The following is a 19,163-nucleotide window of genomic DNA, read 5'->3' as shown; positions in this document are numbered from 1 at the left end:
ACCATGGCGAGCAATGTGCCGACCGGCCATTCCTCGGATCTCGACTGGCTGCTGAGCGGACTGGTCCAGCGGGTCCCGTACACCCGCAACGCCGTTCTGCTCTCCTCCGACGGCCTCGTGAAATCCGTCCACGGACTCGACCCCGACGCGGCCGACCACATGGCGGCCCTCGCCTCCGGGCTCTACTCGCTCGGCCGGAGCGCGGGCGCCCGGTTCGGCGACGGGGGCGAGGTGCGCCAGGTGGTCGTGGAGCTCGACTCCACCCTCCTGTTCGTCTCCACCGCGGGCTCCGGCACCTGCCTGGCCGTCCTCGCCGGACGCGAGGCGGACGCCGCGGTCCTCGGTTACGAGATGGCGATGCTCGTCAAGAGCGTCCGGCCCTATCTGGTCACCCCCGCCCGGCAGGCCGCCGGTGTGGTCGGCGGCCTCGGGCGGTGACCGTGACGTCCTCCCAGGACGGCCCCTGGCTCGACGACGCGGCCGGGCGCCTGATCCGCCCGTACACGGTCAGCGGCGGCCGGACCAGGCCCACCACCGCCCTCGACCTGTTGTCGATGGTGATGGCGACCGGTTCGTCCCCCCAGACGCACATGGGCCCCGAGCACACCCTGGCCCTCGGGCTGTGCGACGGGCCCACCTCGGTGGCCGAGGTCGCGGCGCACTTACGGCTCCCGGCCGTCGTCACCAAGGTCCTGCTCTCCGATCTCGTGGACTGCGGGGCGCTCACCGCCCGCGCACCCCGCTTCCACGCCAATCCCACCGACCGTTCCTTGCTGGAGGCAGTGCTCGATGGCCTACGACAACGGCTCTGAGCGCCACGAGAGCTTCTCGTCCGACCCCTTCCCCACCGCGCTCAAGATCCTGGTGGCGGGTGGATTCGGCGTCGGCAAGACGACCTTCGTGGGCGCCGTCAGCGAGATCGAACCGCTGAGCACCGAAGAGCTGCTGACCTCGGTCAGCGCGGCCACCGACAGCCTGGAGGGCGTGGAGTCCAAGACCACGACCACCGTCGCCATGGACTTCGGCCGCATCACGCTCGACGACCGCCACGTGCTGTACCTCTTCGGCACCCCGGGCCAGGAACGCTTCTGGTTCATGTGGGACGAACTCTCCGAGGGGGCGCTCGGGGCCGTCGTCCTCGCCGACACCCGCAGGCTCCAGGACTGCTTCGCCGCCGTCGACTTCTTCGAGCGGCGGGGCATCCGCTTCGTCGTCGCGATCAACGAGTTCGACGGCGCCCACCGCTACGAGCCGGACGAGGTGCGGGCCGCGCTCGACCTCAGGCCGGAGGTGCCGGTCGTCCTCTGCGACGCCCGCATCTCCAGCGCCGGCATCCGTACCCTGCTGACCCTCGTCCAGCATCTGCTCACCACCATCCCGGACACCGTGCCGAGCTACGGAGCCACACCATGACCTACGACCCGACCGGTCACCTCCTGCTGACCCCGCACGACAAGGACGTGCAGACCCGCGTGCGGCGGCTGCGCGAGCTGGGTCTCGGGGAACGACCGGACCCGGCGTTCGACGACTTCGCCCAGCGGCTCGCCGAGGTCACCGGAGCCCCGTTCTCGATGGTCAACTTCATCGACGAGAACCGGCAGTTCTTCGCGGGGCTCCACACCCCCGAGGGCACCCACTCCGGCAGCGACCTGGGCGCCGCCGCCGCGGGCGGGGGAGGGGTCGGCCGCTTCATGGCCCGCGACCACGGCTACTGCCCGCACGTGGTGGTGCGGCGCAAGGCGCTCGTCCTGGAGGACGTCTGCGACTACCCCCGCTTCGCGGGGAACCCGGTCGTGGACGAGATCGGCATCCGCTCCTACATGGGGGCGCCGCTGATCGACCGCACCGGCGTGGCGCTCGGCACCATCTGCGTGGTCGACACCGACGTGCACCCGTGGGGGCGCGCCGGTCTGGAGACGATCAAGACGATGGCCGCGGAGCTGGTGGAGCAGATCCACCGCCGCGAGGACGGCATGCTCTGACCTCCGGCGCCCGGCGGGGCCCCGATACGGAGACGACCGTGGCGGGGCCCCGCGGCGTACCGGGCGGGACCCGGTCACGGGGGTCCCGTACCGGGGGAGGGAGGACCGGCGGCGTGGGCCCCGGGCCGTGGTGGATCAGGCGTGCGCCGGCTCCGGCTCCGGGGTGCGGACCACCTCGGACAGCCGCTCCGACCAGCTGCCCTTGCCCAGGCCGAGGGCCATCTCGCCCAGCCGCAGGAGCTGGATGTCGGAGGTGCCGGCCGGGGCGAAGATGTGGTACGCGTCCCGCAGGTACCGTTCGAGGTTCCGGTCCGTGAAGAGGCCGGCGGCCGCGTGGATCTCCATGGCGTTGCGGCCCGAGTCGATCGCCGACTCGACGTTGACCAGCTTGGCGTTCATCAGCTCGGCGTCGCAGGAGAGGCCCTGGTCGAGCAGGTGCACGGCGTGGTACGCGGCCAGCCGGGCGATCATCAGCCGGGACTGCATCTGCCCCAGCTTCAGCTTGACCGTGGGCAGGTCGTGGAGCGGCTTGCCGTAGCGGATGCGCTCGGAGGCGAACCGGGTGGTCTCCTCCAGGATCGCCTGGTGGATGCCGAGGGAGACGGCGGTGAGGTTGGCCCGCCCGTACAGCACGCTGGAGGAGTACGCGACGGAGAGGCCGTCGCCCTCGTCACCGAGCCGGTTGGCGGCCGGCACGCGGCAGTTCTCGAAGATCAGCTCGCCGAAGCTGAAGCCGTGGAGCCCCATGGATGCCTGCTGCGGACCGGTCCTGAAGCCCGGACGGTCGGATTCGACCAGGAAGGCCGTGAGGCCCTTCGAGCCGGGACCGGTCCTGACCACGACACCGTGCAGGTCGCCGACGTGGCTGTTGCCGACGTAGACCTTGCTGCCGTTGAGGACGTAGTCGTCGCCGTCCCGGACCGCGTCGGCGCTCATGCCGAGGACGTGGCCGCCGGACTCGGGTTCGGTGACCGCGATGGTCGGCAGGCAGTCGCCGGCGGCGATGGCGGGGAGCCAGGTCTTGCGCTGCTCGTCACTGCCGAAGTGGATGATCTTGGCGGTGCCCAGCTGGGACGCCTGGACCATGGCGCCCATGGCGCCGCTGACCCGGGAGAGTTCCTCGATGATGATGGTCTTGGCCAGGTGACCGGCGCCCATGCCGCCGTATTCCTGGTTGATCGTCGCGCCCAGCCAGCCCTGAGCGGCGATCAGCCGGGACAGTTCGTGGTGAACGGTCCGGGACTCCTCCATCTCGGCTATGCGGGGGCGGACCTCACGCTCCGCGAAATCGCGGACGCGGTCCCTGAGCTCATGATGCAGTCGGCTGTTGAAGTAGCTGTCCATCCGAGTCCCTCCCCTGCGAAACGCCTGCTCGGCTGATCGGCCGAGCGGATGGTGCATCGGCAGTGGTCCCGTCCCGAACAGGCCGACCTCTTCATGGTGTTGATCTTTCCGGGATGGAGCAATATCGCCAGGAAGTTTGTCTGAAACAGGAGCGGTTGACGATTGAAACTGATTGTGTTTTGCGTGGTCCTGGCCTGCCCGACCCGATCCGCCGCCCTTTTCCGGTAGGCGTCTTTCTGCCACGTGACCATGGCGAAAAATGCCGGGTCATATGATCACCAGCCCTGAGGCTTCACCATATGAGCCCATTCCTCGACAAAGGAGCGGCATGTCGTCCTCCTTTCGGTCACCCTCCGGCCGGGCCGCCGCCGCTGCCCGCCGCTTTCCCTTCATCCCTCCAGGAGGCGTGGAGGGGCGTCGGCCGGCACGGAGGGGCGTCACGGAGAGTCACCGAATCGTCTCCGGGGCGCACTCGCCCGGCCGCCGGGAAAGGTGTTCGTGACCACCGGGGAAAGTGCGGTATTGTTCTCATGCGCGTTCGGCCGGGGGAAACCCCAGGTCAGACGGGCAACGGGACGTGGCGCAGCTTGGTAGCGCACTTGACTGGGGGTCAAGGGGTCGCAGGTTCAAATCCTGTCGTCCCGACTCGAAAGAGTCGCAGGTCAGGGGCCGTTTCAGAGCAATCTGAAACGGCCCCTCGGCCGTTTTCGGGGGCCGTCGGCGGACCGGGGCGACCGGGACCGCGGACCCCGGTCCGGCGCCCGGTGGCCGGCGCGGGCCCGCGCGTGGATCACGCCGGGCCCGCGACCGTGCCCGCCGGCCGGATTCAGGTCCTGCGTCCGCCCTCGGGGATGACCAGGGGGGTACCGGCGACCGGGCATGCGATGACCGCGGCGCGCAGGCCGAACACCTCGTGCACCAGCTCCGGGGTGACGATCTCGGTGGGCGTTCCGGCGGCCACGATCCGGCCGTCGCGCATGGCGATCAGGTGGTCGGCGTACCGGCAGGCGAGGTTGAGTTCGTGGAGCACCATGACGACGGTGCGGCCCTCGGAGCGGTTCAGCTCCGCCACGAGTTCCAGGACGTCGACCTGGTGGGCGAGGTCCAGGTAGGTGGTGGGCTCGTCGAGGAGCAGGACGGAGGTGTCCTGGGCGAGGGCCATCGCGATCCACACGCGCTGGCGCTGGCCGCCCGAGAGTTCGTCGAGGGAGCGGTTCGCCAGGTCGGCGGCGCCGGTGGCGGCGAGGGCGGCGTCCACGGCGATCTCGTCCGCCGAGGACCACTGGCGCCACCACCGCTGGTGCGGGGTGCGACCGCGGGCGACCAGGTCCCGCACGGTGATGCCGTCCGGTGCGCTGGGGGTCTGCGGCAGCAGGGCCAGGCGCAGGGCGAAGTCCCGGGAGGAGAGGGAGGCGATGTCCTCGCCGTCCATCAGGACGGTTCCGCCGGCCGGCTTGAGCAGCCGGGCCAGGGCGCGCAGGGCGGTGGACTTGCCGCAGGCGTTCGGGCCGACCAGGGCGGTGACCCGGCCCGCCGGGATCGACAGGTCGAGGTCCTCCGCGACGATCCGGTCGCCGTATCCCAGGCGGAGGCCGGTGCCGTGCAGCGCGGTGGGGAGGGTGTCCTTCGGCGGGGTGGTCGGTGTGGCGGCGGTCATCGTCAGCCTCCCTTTCCGGCCCGGTTGGCCCGGGCGAGGAGCAGCAGCAGGTACGGGGCGCCCACGGCGCCGGTGAGCACGCCGACGGGCAGTTCGGTCGGGGCGATCACGGTCCGGGCGGCCAGGTCCGCGAGGACCATCAGGACCGCGCCGGTGAGCGCGCTGGTCACCAGCGGGATCCCCGCGGTGCCGGCGAGCCGGCGGGCGATCTGCGGCGCGCCGAGCGCGACGAAGGCGATCGGCCCGGCGGCCGAGGTGGCCAGGGCGGTGAGGCAGGTGGCGAGCACGAGGAGGGCGATCCGCGAGTGCCGCAGCGGGATGCCGAGGCTGCGGGCGGTGTCGTCGTCGTACTGCAGGAGCTGGTACGGGCGCGCGAGGGCGAGGGTGAGCGGCATGAGGACCACGAGGGCGAGCCCGGACCACTGGACGTGTTCGTAGCCGCGGCCGTTGAGGCTGCCGGTGAGCCAGACCATGGCGCGGGACGCCTGGTCGATGTCGGCACGGGCCAGCATCCAGCGGGTCAGGGCGAGGAGCGCGCCGTTCGCCGCCAGGCCGACGAGGACGAAGCGGTAGCCGGTGACGGTGCCGTCGCGGTAGGCCAGCAGGTAGATCGCGGCGGAGGTGAGCAGGGCGCCCACGAGGGCGCCGAGCGGCACGGCGCCGAAGGTGCCCGCACCCGCCGCGGTGACGCCGCCGATCAGGATCGCGGTGACCGCGCCGGCGCCGGAGCCGGCCGCGATGCCGATGAGGTCGGGGCTGGCCAGGGAGTTGCGGGTGACCGCCTGGTAGACGGCGCCCGCCAGGCCGAAGGCGGCGCCGACGCACAGGGCGGTGAGCGCGCGCGGCAGCCGGAGTTCGTGGACGATCAGGTCGGCGGAGCCGTCGCCGAAGCCGAGGACCGCGCCGAGCACGTCGCCGATCGGGAGGGAGTACGTACCGAGGGAGACGGAGGCGACGAGCCCCGCGAAACCGGTGAGGACGAGGGCGAGGACGGCGACGGCGACCCGGGGCCGCACCGCCACGCCGATCGGGCCCGTCTGCCACCTCAACAGGCTCATCGGGTGTGCTCCTTCAGCTTGCCCCGCTTGACGAGGAGGGCGAGGAAGGGAGCGCCGAGCAGCGCGGTGACGACTCCGGCCTCCAGTTCGCCGGGGCGTGCGGCCATCCGGCCGACGACGTCCGCGCTCAGCATGAGGGCCGCGCCGCCCAGCGCCGAACAGGGCACCAGCCAGCGGGCGTCGGGCCCGGTGAAGGCCCGCACGACGTGCGGGACGACGAGGCCGATGAAGGTGACGGGGCCGGCCGCCGCGACGGCCGTGCCGGCGAGCAGGATGACGGCCACGGCACCCAGCGCGCGCGTCGTCCTGACCTTGGTGCCCAGGCTGCTGGCGAGGTCGTCGCCGAGCGCGAGGGCATTGAGCCGGCCGCTGAGCCCGACGGCGAGGAGGAGCCCGGCGGCGGCGAACGGCAGTAGTTTCAGGGCGAGTCCGGCGTCACGCCCGGCGAGCGAGCCGACCGCCCAGAAGCGGTACTGGTCGAGGGTGCGGACGTCGAGCAGGATGAGGGTGTTGGTGCCCGCGTCCAGCAGCACGGTGACGGCGGCCCCGGCGAGGGCCAGCTTGGCGGGGGTGGCGCCGCCGTACCCGGTTCCGCCGACGGCGTACGCGAGCAGACCGGCGAGCGCGGCACCCAGGAAGGCGAGCCAGATGTACTGGTACGGGCTCGTCAGCCCCAGCGCGCCGATGCCGAGGGCGACGGCGAAGGCGCCCCCGGCGCTGATGCCGATCAGGCCGGGGTCGCCGAGCGGATTGCGCGTGACGTCCTGGGCCACGGCCCCGGCCGCGCCGAGCGACAGCCCGACGATCAGCCCCAGGAGGGTGCGCGGCATGCGCAGTTCCCGGATGACCACCGCGTCGCCGTCCGTGCCGCCGGTTATCGCGGTGAGCACGTCGGAGAGCGGAACGGCCTTCGTGCCGATGGCGAGGGAGGCGCAGACGGCCGCGAGGACGGCGGCGAGGAGCGCGGCCGTCAGTACGGCGCGGGCGCCGGTCCGGCGGGGAGCGGGGCGGGGCGGCGGCGCGGGGCGGGCGGTGTCGGCCGCCCCCGCGGCGATGGGCTTCAGGGTCACGTGTCACAAGGTAAGGCAAGCCTCACCGATGTGATGACCCGGTGGGTCGGAGACCGGGGAAGGGGGCCGGGGTGGCTTCTGGCCCGGGCGGACGCTATTCTCACAGCGTTTTAACGAGGTAAGCCTTACCTAAGTCGTCGAACGGTGGTGTCCGCATCGTCGGCGGCCGCTCGTCTGCACCGTCAGCTCATGGGAGAGACCCGATGAACACCTTCACTCAGCGCCGCCGGCCCGGCCGGACCGCCGCCGCCGCCCTCACGGCGGCGATGGCCCTTTCCCTGGCGGCCTGTGGCGGCGGCGGTGAGGACGGCAAGGCTTCCGGCGCCCCGGCCACGTCCGCCGCGGCCGATGCCGGATTCCCGCGCACCATCACCCACGACAAGGGCAAGACCGAGGTCAAGACCAAGCCCAAGCGCGTGGTGGCGCTGGACAACAGCCTCGTCGAGGCCGTCATCGCCCTGGATGCCCCGCTGGTCGGCGGCATCGGCTCGTACCGCGACCAGAAGGGCTTCCCGCCCTACCTCGGCGACGCGGTCAAGAACACCAAGGACGTGGGCCCGCTCGACAGCCCCAACCTCGAGGCGATCGCGGCCCTCAAGCCGGACCTCATCGTCTCGGCGACCGTCCGTCACGAGGACCTGTACGACCAGCTGAGCAAGATCGCCCCGACCGTCTTCGTCAAGACGACCGGTCCGATCTGGAAGGAGAACGTCACCTTCCTCGGTACGGCGCTCGGCGAGGAGGCGAAGGCCAAGGCGGAGCTCACGGCGTACGAGACGCGCGCCAAGAAGATCGGCGACGCGATCAACGCCAAGAACCCGAAGCAGACGTACTCCCTGGTCCGGTTCCTCGACGGCCCGACGCGCATCTACCTGCCCGCGACCTTCAGCGGCATCGTCCTGAACGACATGGGTCTCGCCCGGCCGGCGAACCAGCAGGACCCGAAGAAGTTCAACATCGAGATCAGCGAGGAGCAGATCCAGCAGGCCGACGCCGACCACATCTTCATGACGACCTTCTCGGGCGGTGAGGAGCGGAAGAAGAAGTTCCTCGCCAACCCGCTGTGGCAGCGCCTGAACGCGGTGAAGAAGGGCAACGTCCACGAGGTGGAGGACTCGGTCTGGATGACCTCGGTCTCGCTCCAGGGCGCCGACATGATGCTCGACGACATGGCGAAGATGTTCAAGGTCGACCCCGCCAAGTGACCTGCGGTCCGCCGCGGTCGACCCCGCCCGCGGCGGCAGGGAAGCCGTGCGGCCGACGACGCGGGCCGGCACCGGGAGATCCCGGTGCCGGCCCGCGTCGTCGTACCGGCCCGGGGCGGTTCCCGCCGTACGGACGCGCGGTCAGTCCTCGCCGTCGAGCCGCCGGACCCGCTCCGCGTCGCTCGTGCGCGGGCACGTGCCGCACGGGCGGGCGGCGTCGAGCGCGTAGTACAGGCAGCAGCCGGTCCGCGTGCGGGTCGGGTACCGTCGCCCGTCGCGGCCCGCCAGCCGGCGGAAGTCCGCGCCCGCGGGGAACGGCGCGACGGCCGTCGGGAGCAGCTCGGTGGCGGCGTTCACGGCCCGGTCCTCCTGGCCGAGCACGCGTCCGAGGTACCAGACGCCGGAGAGCAGGTCGTCTCCGGCCATGCCCCACAGGGCGCGCGGGCCGCGCCGGACGTGCGGGGCGATCGCGGTCAGGAGCGGACCCACGTGGTCGGCGACGGCGGCCCGCAACTCCGCGCGCAGCGCCTCCCGGCCGACCGCCCGCACGCCGGGCGCCGGCGCCTCTCCGGCCGCGGGATCGTCCGGCAGGCAGGCGAACGCGGAGCCCGGAGTCACCTCGTACACCCCCGTCGAGAGGTCGAGCCGGATCTCCGCCGGGCGGATGCGCGGGACGCGCCGCTCCAGGTACCAGACGCCGCTCATCAGCAGACTGACGGACCAGAGGTAGTCGTGGAGCGCGCGGGAGGCCGCGACGTCCGGACGGGGGGTGAGCCCGTGCCGCTGCCGGATGCGCGCGGACTCGGCGGCGACGAAGGCCGCCAGGGCCTCCGGACGCTCCGCCAGCTCCGCGCCCGTCACCCACGCTCCGGCCTCCGGCGCGCCGTGCGCCGCGCCCGCCGCTCCCGGGTCGGCCACCCGCACGTCCAGCGCCTCGCACAGGGCGACGAGGTTCCGGTAGCCCGGGGCGAGCGCGCCCCGGTCCGCGGCGGCGGGGGTCGCCGGGATGGCCAGGGAGGTCGTCATGGACGTTCCTTCACGAGCGGGGCGGCGCGGAGTGCGCCAGGAACAGAAAACACAGGTAAGGCTTACCTTATGTTCAAGGGTGCCCGTGATCAATCCCGTCAAGTCGCGACCCTCGACAGTGGGTTGAAACTTAGGATTGCCTAACCTAAACTGCTCCCGCCGGTGCCTGGATCAAGCCGCCGGATGGGCCGCCCCTCCCGTGACCGGGACGGCCCACCCCTCCCACGACATCGGAAGGCGTCGCCGCCCATGCGGTTGTACCTGCTCGCTCTCAACCCCACCGACTCGGTCACCGACGGCTTCCTGCCCGCCGCCGCCCGGCTCGGCCTCGACGTCACGATGCTCACCGACCAGCCGGACGCCCACCGGGGCCGCTACGCCGAGGAGGTCGAGATCCTGGAGTGCGACGTCCGTGACTTCCGCGCCGTCATCTCCCGCATCTCCACCCACCACGCGCCCGACGCCGTGTTCACCAACAGCGACCACATACAGACGCAGGCCGCCCTGGCCGCCGGGTACTTCGGCCTGCCCGGCAAGAGCTGGCGGACCACGCTGCGCGTCAAGGACAAGGCGCAGATGCGCCGCCACCTCGCCGCCGCCGGCCTCGACACCGTGTGGTCCGCCGAACTCGCCGCCGACGCCGGCCCGGCCGCGCCGGCCGCCGTCGCGGCCGACGCGCCCTATCCCTGCGTGGTCAAACCGCGCGAGGGCGTCGCCAGCGAGGACGTCGTCCTCGTCGACGGGCCCGAGGACCTGGTCCTGCGCTGCAAGGAGATCCGGGACCGGCGCCCCGGCGCGGCCCTGGTCGTCGAGGAGTACCTCGCCGGCGAGCTGTTCACGATGGAGACGCTCGGCGACGGCACGGTCCGGCACGTCCTGGGCGGCTTCCACACCCAGCTCTCCGCCCCGCCGTACTTCGTGGAGGAGCGCTCGGCCTTCGTCCCGGCCCACCCCGAGCCGGTCGCCGCGCAGATCCTCGCGCAGCTCGACGCCCTGGGCGTCGGATTCGGCATCTGCCACACCGAGTTCGTGGTGCACGAGGGCCGTGCCCGCATCATCGAGGTCAACTACCGCGCCATCGGCGACCAGAGCGACCAGCTCCTCGAACAGCTCCTCGGCATCCCGCTCTTCGAACTCGTCCTGCGCACCCACCTCGGCGAACCCCTCCCCGCCGAGCTGGACGCACGCCGCGACGGCGCGGCCCGCATCCACACCCCGTGCGCCGACCGCGCCGGAACCCTCACGGCCGCCCCCGGCGCCACGGACCGGGAGGTGGACGGCGTGCGGTTGTCGTACCGGCCGGTGCGCTCCGTCGGCGAACGCCACGAGCTCTACCACACCAACCGCGACTTCCTCGGCGTCGTCCGCGCCATCGGCACCGACCTGGCGAGCGTCGACCGCGTCGTCGCCGACTTCCTCGCCGCCCAGACCTGGGAGATCACTCCGTGAGCCCGACCCCGACCCCGACCCCGGCGCCGATCGCGGCCCCGCCCGCCACCGCCGACCCGGCCGACAGCGCCGAAGAGGCCCTGCTGCTGCGCGTGCTGAGCGCCTTCCTCCGCGAGGACGTCATCGGCCTGCGCACCCGCTCGACCACCGTCGAGCGCGAGGACGGCCGCTGGCTGCGGCTGCCCACCGGTACGGAACCGGACGCGGCCCTGCTGCTGCCCGTCGGCGAGGACGGATTCCAGGGCGAGTACGCCGCCCGCCGCCCGCTGCTGGTCAGCGAGCCCGACGGGGCCGAACTCACCGGCTGCGACGCGGTCCTCGGCGCGCTGACCGCGCTCGCCGACCCCCTCGACCTGCCCGGATTCGTGTCCTTCGCCGAGGAGTGCCGCCAGACCCTGGCCACGATGCGGCTGCACGACCGCACCGCCGACGAGGTCGGCCACGTGCTGACCGCCCGCTACGGCGCCGACCCGGCCGACTGGACGGGCCTCGCCCCCTCCCTCGCCCACGACACCCTCGCGGCCCGCCTCGACCACCCGGTCTACCCGACCGCACGGGGCCGCTCCGGCCTGGACGACGCGCACCTGCGCGCGTACGCGCCCGAGTTCCACCCCCGCTTCGCGCTGCGCTGGCTCGCCGTGCCCCGGGACGCGGTCACCGTCCCCGGCGGCGCCGACCGGCTGCCCGCGAGCTGGCCGTCACCCGCCGACCTCGGTCTGCCCGAACTCGCCGGCACCCATCTCGCGCTCCCGGTCCACCCGCTCAGCCTCGGCGCCCCGCTGGAGGACGCCCTGCGCGAGGCGGGCCTGGAGGGCACGGCGGTCCTGGCCGACGAACCGTACCGGGAAGCCGTGCCGACACTGTCCATGCGCACCGTCGCCCTGACCGACGAGCCGGACCTGCACCTCAAACTCCCCCTGGTCACCGCCACCCTGGGCATGCGCAACCGCCGGACCATCAAGCCGGTCACCCTCGACCACGGCGCCGCCGGCCAGCGGCTCGTCGAGGCCGTCATCGGCCGCGAGCCCCGGTTCAAGGGAACGATCCTGCACGCGGACGAGACCGTGTACGCCCACGCCGGTCACGAACTGCTCGCCGTCCTGTGCCGCCGCTACCCGGCTGGCCTCGACCGGGCCGTCGTCCTGCCGATGGCCGCGCTCCTCGGCACCGCACCGGGCGGCCGCCTCCTCGTCGACCACCTCGCCGACCGCTTCTACGATGGCGACCCGGTGGCCCTGTTCGACGCCTGCACCACCCTGCTCCTCGACTGGCAGACCACCCTCTTCGACCACGGCATCGCCCTCGAGTCCCACCAGCAGAACGTCTCGCTGGTGTTCGACCGGGCCCCGGAGGACGGCCGTACGCGGCTGCGGCTGCTGTTCAAGGACGACGACGGTCCCCGCCTGAACCTGCCGCGGCTGCGCCGGACCCTGGGACCCGAGGCGGACGAGCTGGTCTCCGCCTTCCGGGACCCGCGGATGTTCGGCGAGGACTACCGGGCCGTCGCCGACATGTTCGTCACCATCACCCTCCACCTGTGCGTGGGCGCGTACGCCTTCGGCCTGGCCGCGCACGGCCGCGCCCCGCGCGAGACCCTGCTGGACCTCGTACGCGAACGGATCGCGGAGTGCGCCGAGCGTCTCGGGACCGGCCCCGGGCAGCCCGGGGCGGTACTGCGGGAACGGGTGCTGGAGGCCGTCGAGCTGCCGGTCAAGGCCATGGTCACCGCGGGGACCCTCCTCACCAAGGAGCGGTCCGGCGCCTCGGACATCAACACGCACTACACGACGGGCCCCAACTACCTGCGCCGCCGGGCGGGGGACCCGCGATGAGCGCGACGGCCGCCGGGACGAGGGGGTCCGCGGGCCCGGAGCCGCGGACCGGCTCCGACCCGGTCGGTCCGGTCGGACCGGTCGACTCGGTGGGCCAGGTGGGCCAGGTCGGCCCGGTGGGCCAGGTCGGCCCGGCCGGTCCGTCGGGGAGCCCGCCCGCCCCCTCCGCACGTCCCACGCTGGGGCGGCGGCAGGTCCACGCCGTCGCCGGGACCTACTTCGTGGCGTCCTTCGCCGCGCTCGGCCTCCCCCCGTACCTCACGGAGATCCTCCCCGGGCTCGGGGACCCCACCGCCCGCTGGGCGGGCGTGCTGTACATCGTCCCCACGATCTTCGCCGCCGTCGGCGCCCCGCTGTGGGGACGGCTCGCCGACCGGTTCGGGCGCAAGCGCCTGCTGCTGCGCGCCCAGCTCGGACTGGCCCTGTCGTTCCTGCTCGCCGGGTGGGCCGACTCCCTCGCCGCCTTCACCGTCGCCCTGGTGCTCCAGGGCATCCTCGGTGGCACGTTCGCCGCCTCCAACGGCTACCTGGGCGCCGCCCTCGAGGGCCCGGAGCTGTCCAAGGCGCTCACCCTGATGCAGGGCGCGGCGCGGGCGGCGCTGGTCTTCGCCCCGGTGGTGGTCGGCTCGCTGTCGCCCTGGGTGTCGCCCCACCGCCAGTACGTGCTGTTCGCCGTCCTGCCGCTCGCGGCGGCGGTGCTGATCGCGGCGTTGCCGGAGTCGCGCGCGGCGAGGCCCCCGGCCGACCGGGCCACCGGGGCGGGGCGGGAGACCGAGCCGGACGCCGGGGCCGCGAAGACTCCGGAGCGGACGCGGGAGGGGGCGACGGAGCCGGCGGGCCCGGGCGCGCCGTCGCCGGTCTCCCGCCTCCGGGCCCTGTACGCTCTGGAGTTCGCCTTCGTCTTCTCCACCGTCATCTCCTTCCCCTACCTGATCCGGCTCGTCGAGGACCGCGTACCCGGTACCTCCCCGGTCGTCTCGGGCCTCTTCTTCGCCCTTCCGCACCTGTGCTACCTGCTGACGGCCATGGCCGTGCACTCCGCCTTCCACCGCCGCCCCCGGACGGGCATCGCCCTGGGCTTCGCCTGCATCGCGCTCGGCCTCGCCGGGCACGGCGTGGCCGGCAGCCTGGTCACCCTGACCGCCGTACGGCTGCTCCTCGGCGCGGGCCTGACCCTCGGACTCGTGTGCCTGTCCGTGCTCGCGGCCGAGTGCGCCGAAGGACGCGCCTCCGGCGGGCTGTTCGGCTCGCTGGAGTTCTTCTCCAAGGCGGGCGCCGTCGTCGCGGGAGTCGCCGCCGCCGTGGGCACCGCCCGCTACGGCCCGGCCGCACCCGTCCTGACCGGTGGCGTCGTGGCGCTGGGCGCCGTGTGCGGCCTCGCCCTGCCCCGCACCCTCCGTTCGATCCGCACCCGCTGGAGCCGTTGATGCCCCCGCTGAACAAGTCGCTCGCCCCCGCTCCCGTGTCCGCCGGACGGACCGGCGCCCCGGACCTGCCGAGCGCCGACGACGTCGTCGCGCACACCCTCCTCAACTGCCTGCTGCGCGAAGTGTCCGGACCCGAGCACCAGAGCGCCGTCACCGACGGCCACCTGCTGCTGCGCCTGCCCCGGCGCGGCGTGCTGCTGCGGATCGCCCTGCGCCGCACCTCCCTCCTGGGCGCCCACCGGTTCACCGGCCCCGTCCTCGAACAGGACGGCGACGCGTGGAAGCGGATCGACTGGCGGCGCCTCGCCGAGCACACCCGGGAGGAGCTGTCACTGCGCACGGGCGTGCAGAACGACGAGTTCCTGGGACAGGTCGCCTCCGGCCACGAGGCCGTCGCCGCCGCGCTGGCCGCCCGCGGCACGGAGCGGCACCCGTTCACCGGCGAGGACGGCCTCGCGACCTACCTCGCGTCCGAGCAGTCGCTCCTCTTCGGCCACCGCTTCCACCCGACCCCCAAGGCGCGGAGCGGCGACGCCTCCTCCTGGTCGTCGTACGCGCCCGAGGCGGGCGCCGTCTTCCCGCTGCGCCACCTCGCGGTCCGTGCCGGGCTGATCGCCGAGGAGCGCGTCGAGGAGAACGCCACCGAACCGCTGGACCGGCTGCACCCCGGCCTCCCGGACGGCTACCGCCTGCTGCCCGCGCACCCGTGGCAGTACGCGATGCTCCGCGACCACCCCGGACTGCGGGCCGCGTTCGACCGCGGCGACATCCTGGACCTCGGACCGGGCACCCGGCCCTTCGCCGCCACGGCGTCCGTGCGCACCCTCTACGACGGCGAGACGTTCCTGAAGTTCAGCCTCAACGTCCGCATCACCAACTGCCTGCGCAAGAACTCCCGTTACGAGCTGACCGGTGCCGTCGTGCTGACCCGGCTCCTGGAGCCCGCCCTGACCGACCTGGCGTCCCGCTTCCCCGGCAGCGGCATGCTCCGCGAGCCCGCCTACCGCAGCCTCGCCCTGCCCGGCCCCGACGGGACGCCCGACCGCGCCCTGCTCGAAGGCTTCGGCGTGATCGTCCGCGAGGGCCTGTCCCGGCGGCTCCTGCCGGGGACCACCCCGCTGCTCGCCGGCGCCGTCGCCGACGAGTACCCGACCGGCCCCGGCCACATCTCCCGCCTCCTGCGGGGAGCCGGCCCGGGGGCCGCGCTCGACTGGTGGGCGGCGTACCTCAAGCTGCTCGTCCCGCCGGTCCTGGCCGCCTACTTCGACCACGGCCTCGTCCTGGAACCCCACCTCCAGAACGTCGTCGTCTGCGTCGACGACGACGGCATGCCGGCCCAGGTCCTCTTCCGCGACCTCGAAGGCACGAAGCTCCTGCCCGAGCGGCACGCCGCCACCCTCGTCCCGCTGCCCGCCGACGTCGCCGGCCCCATGACGTACGACGCCGAGCGCGGCTGGGACCGGGTCGTCTACTGCCTGCTGGTCAACCACGTCGCCGAGATGCTCGCCGCGCTCGCGGACCTGCACCCGCAGTCCGAGGCCGCGCTGTGGGCCCAGGTCCGCGCCACCCTGCGGGCCTACGCCGACCTGCACGGATGCCCGCCCCGGCTCGCCGCCCTGCTGGCCGGCGTACCGCTGCCGGCCAAGGCCAACCTGCTCACCCGCTGGGAGCGCAAGGCCGACCGCGAGGCCGGTTACGTCCGCCTCGCCTCCCCCTTCGCCGAGGCCGTCCTGACGGAAGCGGCCCACGACGAGAACACCTGGAGCGAAGCCCGATGACCGCCCCCACCGCGACGGTGACCGACCGCGTCCTCTCGCTGGACCCCACCGAACTCCCGGCCTACGTCTACGACCTGGCCGCCCTGCGCGAACACGCGGCATCGGTGCGGGCGGCCCTCCCCGCGAACGTCGAGCTGTACTACGCGGCGAAGGCCAACCCCGAGCCGGAGGTCCTGGCCGCGCTCGGCCCGTACACCGACGGCTACGAGGTCTCCTCGGGCGGCGAACTCGCCCACGTCGCCAAGGCCGTCCCGGGCCGGCCGCTCGCCTTCGGCGGCCCCGGCAAGACCCCGGCCGAACTGGCGGAGGCCCTCGGCCGGGGCGTCTCCCGCTTCCACGTGGAGAGCCTCCACGACCTGGCCGTGCTGGGGACCCTTTCGGCCGGGCTCGCCCCCGGGACCCGCGTCCCCGTCCTCCTCCGCTTCAACCTGCCCCTGGCGAACGCCTCGCTGGCGGGCAGCTCACTGACGATGGGCGGCCGCCCGACCCCGTTCGGTCTCGATCCGGCGGACGCGGACACGGCGGTCCGCCTCCTCGTGGACGGCCGGTATCCGCACCTCGAACTGCGGGGCGTCCACGCCCACCTGGCCAGCGGCCTGGAGGCCCCGGACCTCCTGGCGGCGGCGGAATCCGTCGTCACCTGGTCCGCCGGCCTCGCCGCCCGCCACCGCTTCCGCCTGGCCGAGGTCAACGTGGGCGGCGGCATGAACGTCGACTACACGGCCCCCGGCAGCCGCTTCGACTGGACGGCGTACGGCGCCGGCCTGGCGCGCCTCACCGCCGCCCACCCCGGCCTGACCGTACGGATCGAGCCGGGGCGGGCCCTGACCGCGTACTGCGGCTGGTACGCCACCGAGGTCCTGGACGTCAAGGACAGCCACGGCGAGACCTTCGCGGTCGTCCGCGGTGGCACCCACCACCTGCGCACTCCCGCCACCAAGGGCCACGACCAGCCCTGTGCGGTCCTCCCGGTGGAGACCTGGCCGCACCCGTGGCCCCGCCCGTCCGCGAGCCGGCCCCTGGTCAACCTCACCGGCCAGCTCTGCACCCCCAAGGACCTCCTGGCCCGCCGGGTCCCCGCGCCGGGCCTGCGCGCGGGCGACCGGGTGGCCTTCGCCCTGGCGGGCGCCTACGCCTGGAACATCTCCCACCACGACTTCCTCATGCACCCCCGCCCCACGTTCCACTTCCTGGGCGGTCGCGACGACCGACGCGGCTAACGCGTCAGCAGGGGAAGGATCCGGTCCGGGGTCAGGGGCAGGTCGCGCAGGCGCACGCCCGTCGCGTGGTGGACGGCGTTGGCGATCGCCGCGGCCGTGCCGACGATCCCGATCTCCCCGATGCCCTTGCTGCCCATCGGGTTGAGGTGGGGGTCGTGCTCGTCCACCCAGTGCGCCTCGATCGCGGGCACGTCGGCGCAGGCGGGGACGTGGTACGAGGCCAGGTCGCGTTCGGTGTAGTCGCCGAAGACGGCGTCCATGGTGCTGTGCTCGGTCAGCGCCATGCCGAGCCCCATCGTCATGCCGCCGACGAACTGCGAGCGGGCGGTGCGGGGGCTGAGGATCCGGCCCGCCGCGTAGACGCCGAGCATCCGGTTGACCCGGACCTCGCCGGTGACCGTGTCGACGCGGACCTCCGCGAAGTGCGCCCCGAAGGCGTGGCGGGCGTACGGGGACTCCTGTCCCGTCTCCTCCTCGGTGTCCGCCTCGGCGGTCACGCCCCCGGGCGGCAGCGGGCCGGAGCGCCCGGCGAGTTCCCCGCGCAGGGCCGTGCACGCCTTGTGCACGGCCCAGCCCCAGGAGCCCGTACCGGAGGAACCGCCCGCGACGGGGGCGTCGGGCAGGTCGCTGTCGCCGAGCTCCACGCGCACGGCGTCGAGCGGGACCTCCAGGGCTTCGGCGGCGATCCCGGCCAGGACCGTGCGCGCCCCCGTGCCGATGTCGGTGGCGTCGACCCGTACCGTGTAACGGCCGTCCGGTCCGGCGTGCGCCGACGCCTTCGACGGGCTCAGCATCACGGGGTAGGTGGCCGAGGCCACGCCCGTGCCCCACAGCAGGTCCCCTTCGCGGCGGACGCCGGGGCGGGGGTCGCGGCCCTCCCAGCCGAAGCGCCGGGCACCCTCCCGCAGGCACGCGGCGAGGCCCCTGCTGCTGAACGGCTTGCCGCTGTCGGGCTCCTCGTCGGGGTCGTTGCGCAGCCGCAGCTCCACCGGATCGACGCCCGCCGCCTCCGCCAGCTCGTCCATGGCGGCTTCCAGGGCGTACATGCCGGACGCCTCGCCCGGCGCGCGCATCCACGACGGGGACGGCACGTCCAGGGCCACCACCCGGTGGCCGGTGAAGCTGTGCGGAGAGGTGTACATGGTGCGGGCCGGGACGGCGGCCTGCTCGACGAACTCCTTCACCGTGGACGTCTGGGTGACGACCTCGTGGGAGAGGGCGGTGATCACCCCGTCCCCGGACGCGCCGATCCGGAGGCGCTGGACGGTGGGCGCGCGGTGGCCCACGACCGCCGCGAGCTCGCGGCGCGGCAGGACGAGCCGGACCGGGCGGCCGGTGTGCCGGGCGGCCATCGACGCGAGGACCGCCGGGGGCCGGGGCGTGCCCTTCGAGCCGAAGCCGCCGCCGACGAAGGCGGAGACGACCGTGATCCGCTCCGGCGGCAGCCCGAACAGTCCCGCCAGGACGTTCCGCACCGTCGTCGCGCCCTGGCTGGAGTCGTGCACGGTCAGCCGGTCCCCCTCCCACCGGGCGGTGGAGGCGTGGGGCTCCATCGGGTGGTTGTGCAGGGCGGACAGGGAGTACGTCGCGTCGATCCGTACGGCGGACGCCGCGAAGGCCCCCTCGAAGTCGCCGCGCTCCCGCACGGCCGGGAAGCCCCCGTTGGCCTTCTCGGGGGTGTAGAGGCGCGGGTGGTCGGCGCGGAGCAGGACGTCGTGGTCCTCGACGGCGTACTCGACCTCCAGCGCCTCGGCGGCGGCGCGCGCGTTCTCCGGGGTGTCGGCGACCACGACGGCGACGTACCAGCCCCGGTGCGGGACCTTGTCGTCCTGGAGCAGGAGGAGCGTCGGGTCGTCGCACTCGCCCAGGCGGGGCGCGTTCTCGTGGGTGAGCACGGCGTGCACGCCCGGACGCCGCAGGACCTCGTCGGCCCGCACGGCGGTGACCCGTCCGCGCGGCACGGTGGCGGGTACGGGACAGGCGTGGAGACAGCCGGGCGGGGTCCGGTCGACGGCGTAGCGGGCCTCGCCCGTCACCTTCTCCCGGGCGTCGCGCCGGACGGCCCCCGTCGCCGGGTCTGCGGATCGGCTGGTCATGGCGCGGTGCCCTCCTCCG

At 73.6% G+C, this 19,163-nt stretch carries 16 protein-coding genes and 1 tRNA gene; 11 read left to right on the top strand and 6 right to left on the bottom strand.

Annotated elements, in window-relative coordinates; genetic code table 11:
• Positions 1–3 precede the first annotated feature (3 nt).
• The 4 genes from ACZ6AQ_RS23635 to ACZ6AQ_RS23620 are packed head-to-tail and all read left to right on the top strand — an operon-like array spanning position 4 to position 1,982.
• The gene (locus ACZ6AQ_RS23635) at positions 4–438 is read left to right on the top strand and encodes a roadblock/LC7 domain-containing protein (RefSeq protein ID WP_388697238.1); all 435 of its coding nucleotides are present in this window, start codon (positions 4–6) and stop codon (positions 436–438) included.
• A gap of 2 nt (positions 439–440) precedes the next feature.
• Positions 441–812 carry a DUF742 domain-containing protein gene (locus ACZ6AQ_RS23630; RefSeq protein ID WP_388697240.1) on the top strand — a complete coding sequence of 124 codons (372 nt, stop codon included), beginning with the start codon at positions 441–443 and terminating at the stop codon, positions 810–812.
• Complete coding sequence (locus ACZ6AQ_RS23625) at positions 790–1,413, top strand: GTP-binding protein (RefSeq protein WP_388697242.1); 624 nt, start codon at positions 790–792, stop codon at positions 1,411–1,413. Before ACZ6AQ_RS23630 ends, ACZ6AQ_RS23625 begins: the two co-directional genes overlap by 23 nt.
• Positions 1,410–1,982 carry a GAF domain-containing protein gene (locus tag ACZ6AQ_RS23620; RefSeq protein ID WP_388697244.1) on the top strand — a complete coding sequence of 191 codons (573 nt, stop codon included), beginning with the start codon at positions 1,410–1,412 and terminating at the stop codon, positions 1,980–1,982. The genes ACZ6AQ_RS23625 and ACZ6AQ_RS23620 overlap by 4 nt, the downstream gene beginning before the upstream one ends.
• Positions 1,983–2,117: 135 nt before the next feature.
• Here the strand turns inward: ACZ6AQ_RS23620 and ACZ6AQ_RS23615 are convergent, their stop codons facing one another.
• Positions 2,118–3,326: an acyl-CoA dehydrogenase family protein gene (locus ACZ6AQ_RS23615; protein ID WP_468762026.1), complete on the bottom strand. Its 1,209-nt coding sequence runs from the start codon at positions 3,324–3,326 to the stop codon at positions 2,118–2,120.
• A gap of 571 nt (positions 3,327–3,897) precedes the next feature.
• Here ACZ6AQ_RS23615 and ACZ6AQ_RS23610 point away from each other — a divergent pair.
• Positions 3,898–3,971, top strand: a tRNA-Pro gene (locus tag ACZ6AQ_RS23610).
• Between the two features lie 181 nt (positions 3,972–4,152).
• Here the strand turns inward: ACZ6AQ_RS23610 and ACZ6AQ_RS23605 are convergent.
• Genes ACZ6AQ_RS23605 through ACZ6AQ_RS23595 form a run of 3 tightly spaced genes read right to left on the bottom strand, consistent with a single transcriptional unit; the run spans position 4,153 to position 7,111 of the window.
• On the bottom strand, positions 4,153–4,983 hold the full coding sequence (locus ACZ6AQ_RS23605; protein WP_468762025.1) for an ABC transporter ATP-binding protein: 831 nt from the start codon (positions 4,981–4,983) through the stop codon (positions 4,153–4,155).
• 2 nt (positions 4,984–4,985) lie between these two features.
• Positions 4,986–6,041 carry a FecCD family ABC transporter permease gene (locus ACZ6AQ_RS23600; protein ID WP_388697539.1) on the bottom strand — a complete coding sequence of 352 codons (1,056 nt, stop codon included), beginning with the start codon at positions 6,039–6,041 and terminating at the stop codon, positions 4,986–4,988.
• On the bottom strand, positions 6,038–7,111 hold the full coding sequence (locus ACZ6AQ_RS23595; RefSeq protein ID WP_468762024.1) for a FecCD family ABC transporter permease: 1,074 nt from the start codon (positions 7,109–7,111) through the stop codon (positions 6,038–6,040). The genes ACZ6AQ_RS23600 and ACZ6AQ_RS23595 overlap by 4 nt, the downstream gene beginning before the upstream one ends.
• A gap of 203 nt (positions 7,112–7,314) precedes the next feature.
• Here ACZ6AQ_RS23595 and ACZ6AQ_RS23590 point away from each other — a divergent pair, with 203 nt between their 5' ends.
• Positions 7,315–8,316, top strand: coding sequence for an ABC transporter substrate-binding protein (locus ACZ6AQ_RS23590; protein WP_468762023.1), 1,002 nt, complete (start codon positions 7,315–7,317; stop codon positions 8,314–8,316).
• A gap of 141 nt (positions 8,317–8,457) precedes the next feature.
• Here the strand turns inward: ACZ6AQ_RS23590 and ACZ6AQ_RS23585 are convergent, their stop codons facing one another.
• Positions 8,458–9,342 (bottom strand): iron-sulfur protein, encoded by an 885-nt coding sequence (locus tag ACZ6AQ_RS23585; RefSeq protein WP_468762022.1) that lies wholly within the window; start codon positions 9,340–9,342, stop codon positions 8,458–8,460.
• Between the two features lie 249 nt (positions 9,343–9,591).
• Here ACZ6AQ_RS23585 and ACZ6AQ_RS23580 point away from each other — a divergent pair, with 249 nt between their 5' ends.
• From ACZ6AQ_RS23580 to ACZ6AQ_RS23560, 5 genes are read left to right on the top strand one after another with little or no spacing between them, the layout of a single operon-like run.
• Positions 9,592–10,791: an ATP-grasp domain-containing protein gene (locus tag ACZ6AQ_RS23580; RefSeq protein ID WP_468762021.1), complete on the top strand. Its 1,200-nt coding sequence runs from the start codon at positions 9,592–9,594 to the stop codon at positions 10,789–10,791.
• Between the two features lie 29 nt (positions 10,792–10,820).
• Positions 10,821–12,623: an IucA/IucC family protein gene (locus ACZ6AQ_RS23575; protein WP_468762316.1), complete on the top strand. Its 1,803-nt coding sequence runs from the start codon at positions 10,821–10,823 to the stop codon at positions 12,621–12,623.
• Positions 12,620–14,050, top strand: a complete 1,431-nt coding sequence (locus ACZ6AQ_RS23570; protein ID WP_468762019.1) for an MFS transporter — start codon at positions 12,620–12,622, stop codon at positions 14,048–14,050. Before ACZ6AQ_RS23575 ends, ACZ6AQ_RS23570 begins: the two co-directional genes overlap by 4 nt.
• Positions 14,050–15,828, top strand: coding sequence for an IucA/IucC family protein (locus ACZ6AQ_RS23565; RefSeq protein ID WP_468762018.1), 1,779 nt, complete (start codon positions 14,050–14,052; stop codon positions 15,826–15,828). The genes ACZ6AQ_RS23570 and ACZ6AQ_RS23565 overlap by 1 nt, the downstream gene beginning before the upstream one ends.
• Positions 15,825–17,048 carry a type III PLP-dependent enzyme gene (locus ACZ6AQ_RS23560; protein WP_468762016.1) on the top strand — a complete coding sequence of 408 codons (1,224 nt, stop codon included), beginning with the start codon at positions 15,825–15,827 and terminating at the stop codon, positions 17,046–17,048. Before ACZ6AQ_RS23565 ends, ACZ6AQ_RS23560 begins: the two co-directional genes overlap by 4 nt.
• On the opposite strand, the gene ACZ6AQ_RS23555 is transcribed toward ACZ6AQ_RS23560, so the two are convergent.
• Positions 17,045–19,144, bottom strand: a complete 2,100-nt coding sequence (locus ACZ6AQ_RS23555) for a xanthine dehydrogenase family protein molybdopterin-binding subunit (protein ID WP_468762014.1) — start codon at positions 19,142–19,144, stop codon at positions 17,045–17,047. The two genes, ACZ6AQ_RS23560 and ACZ6AQ_RS23555, sit on opposite strands and share 4 nt — an antisense overlap.
• Positions 19,145–19,163 lie beyond the last annotated feature (19 nt).

The sequence above is a fragment of the Streptomyces sp. NPDC041191 genome, from assembly GCF_055591945.1.
This window is presented reverse-complemented; position numbering and strand designations above follow the sequence as displayed.

Excerpts from the sequence above, each read along its gene's own strand:
- ACZ6AQ_RS23635 (WP_388697238.1), top strand. The coding sequence starts at position 4 with ATGGCGAGCAATGTGCCGACCGGCCATTCCTCGGATCTCGACTGGCTG.
- ACZ6AQ_RS23625 (WP_388697242.1), top strand. The coding sequence starts at position 790 with ATGGCCTACGACAACGGCTCTGAGCGCCACGAGAGCTTCTCGTCCGAC.
- ACZ6AQ_RS23620 (WP_388697244.1), top strand. The coding sequence starts at position 1,410 with ATGACCTACGACCCGACCGGTCACCTCCTGCTGACCCCGCACGACAAG.
- ACZ6AQ_RS23615 (WP_468762026.1), bottom strand. The coding sequence starts at position 3,326 with ATGGACAGCTACTTCAACAGCCGACTGCATCATGAGCTCAGGGACCGC.
- ACZ6AQ_RS23605 (WP_468762025.1), bottom strand. The coding sequence starts at position 4,983 with ATGACCGCCGCCACACCGACCACCCCGCCGAAGGACACCCTCCCCACC.
- ACZ6AQ_RS23600 (WP_388697539.1), bottom strand. The coding sequence starts at position 6,041 with ATGAGCCTGTTGAGGTGGCAGACGGGCCCGATCGGCGTGGCGGTGCGG.
- ACZ6AQ_RS23590 (WP_468762023.1), top strand. The coding sequence starts at position 7,315 with ATGAACACCTTCACTCAGCGCCGCCGGCCCGGCCGGACCGCCGCCGCC.
- ACZ6AQ_RS23585 (WP_468762022.1), bottom strand. The coding sequence starts at position 9,342 with ATGACGACCTCCCTGGCCATCCCGGCGACCCCCGCCGCCGCGGACCGG.
- ACZ6AQ_RS23580 (WP_468762021.1), top strand. The coding sequence starts at position 9,592 with ATGCGGTTGTACCTGCTCGCTCTCAACCCCACCGACTCGGTCACCGAC.
- ACZ6AQ_RS23570 (WP_468762019.1), top strand. The coding sequence starts at position 12,620 with ATGAGCGCGACGGCCGCCGGGACGAGGGGGTCCGCGGGCCCGGAGCCG.
- ACZ6AQ_RS23565 (WP_468762018.1), top strand. The coding sequence starts at position 14,050 with ATGCCCCCGCTGAACAAGTCGCTCGCCCCCGCTCCCGTGTCCGCCGGA.
- ACZ6AQ_RS23560 (WP_468762016.1), top strand. The coding sequence starts at position 15,825 with ATGACCGCCCCCACCGCGACGGTGACCGACCGCGTCCTCTCGCTGGAC.
- ACZ6AQ_RS23555 (WP_468762014.1), bottom strand. The coding sequence starts at position 19,144 with ATGACCAGCCGATCCGCAGACCCGGCGACGGGGGCCGTCCGGCGCGAC.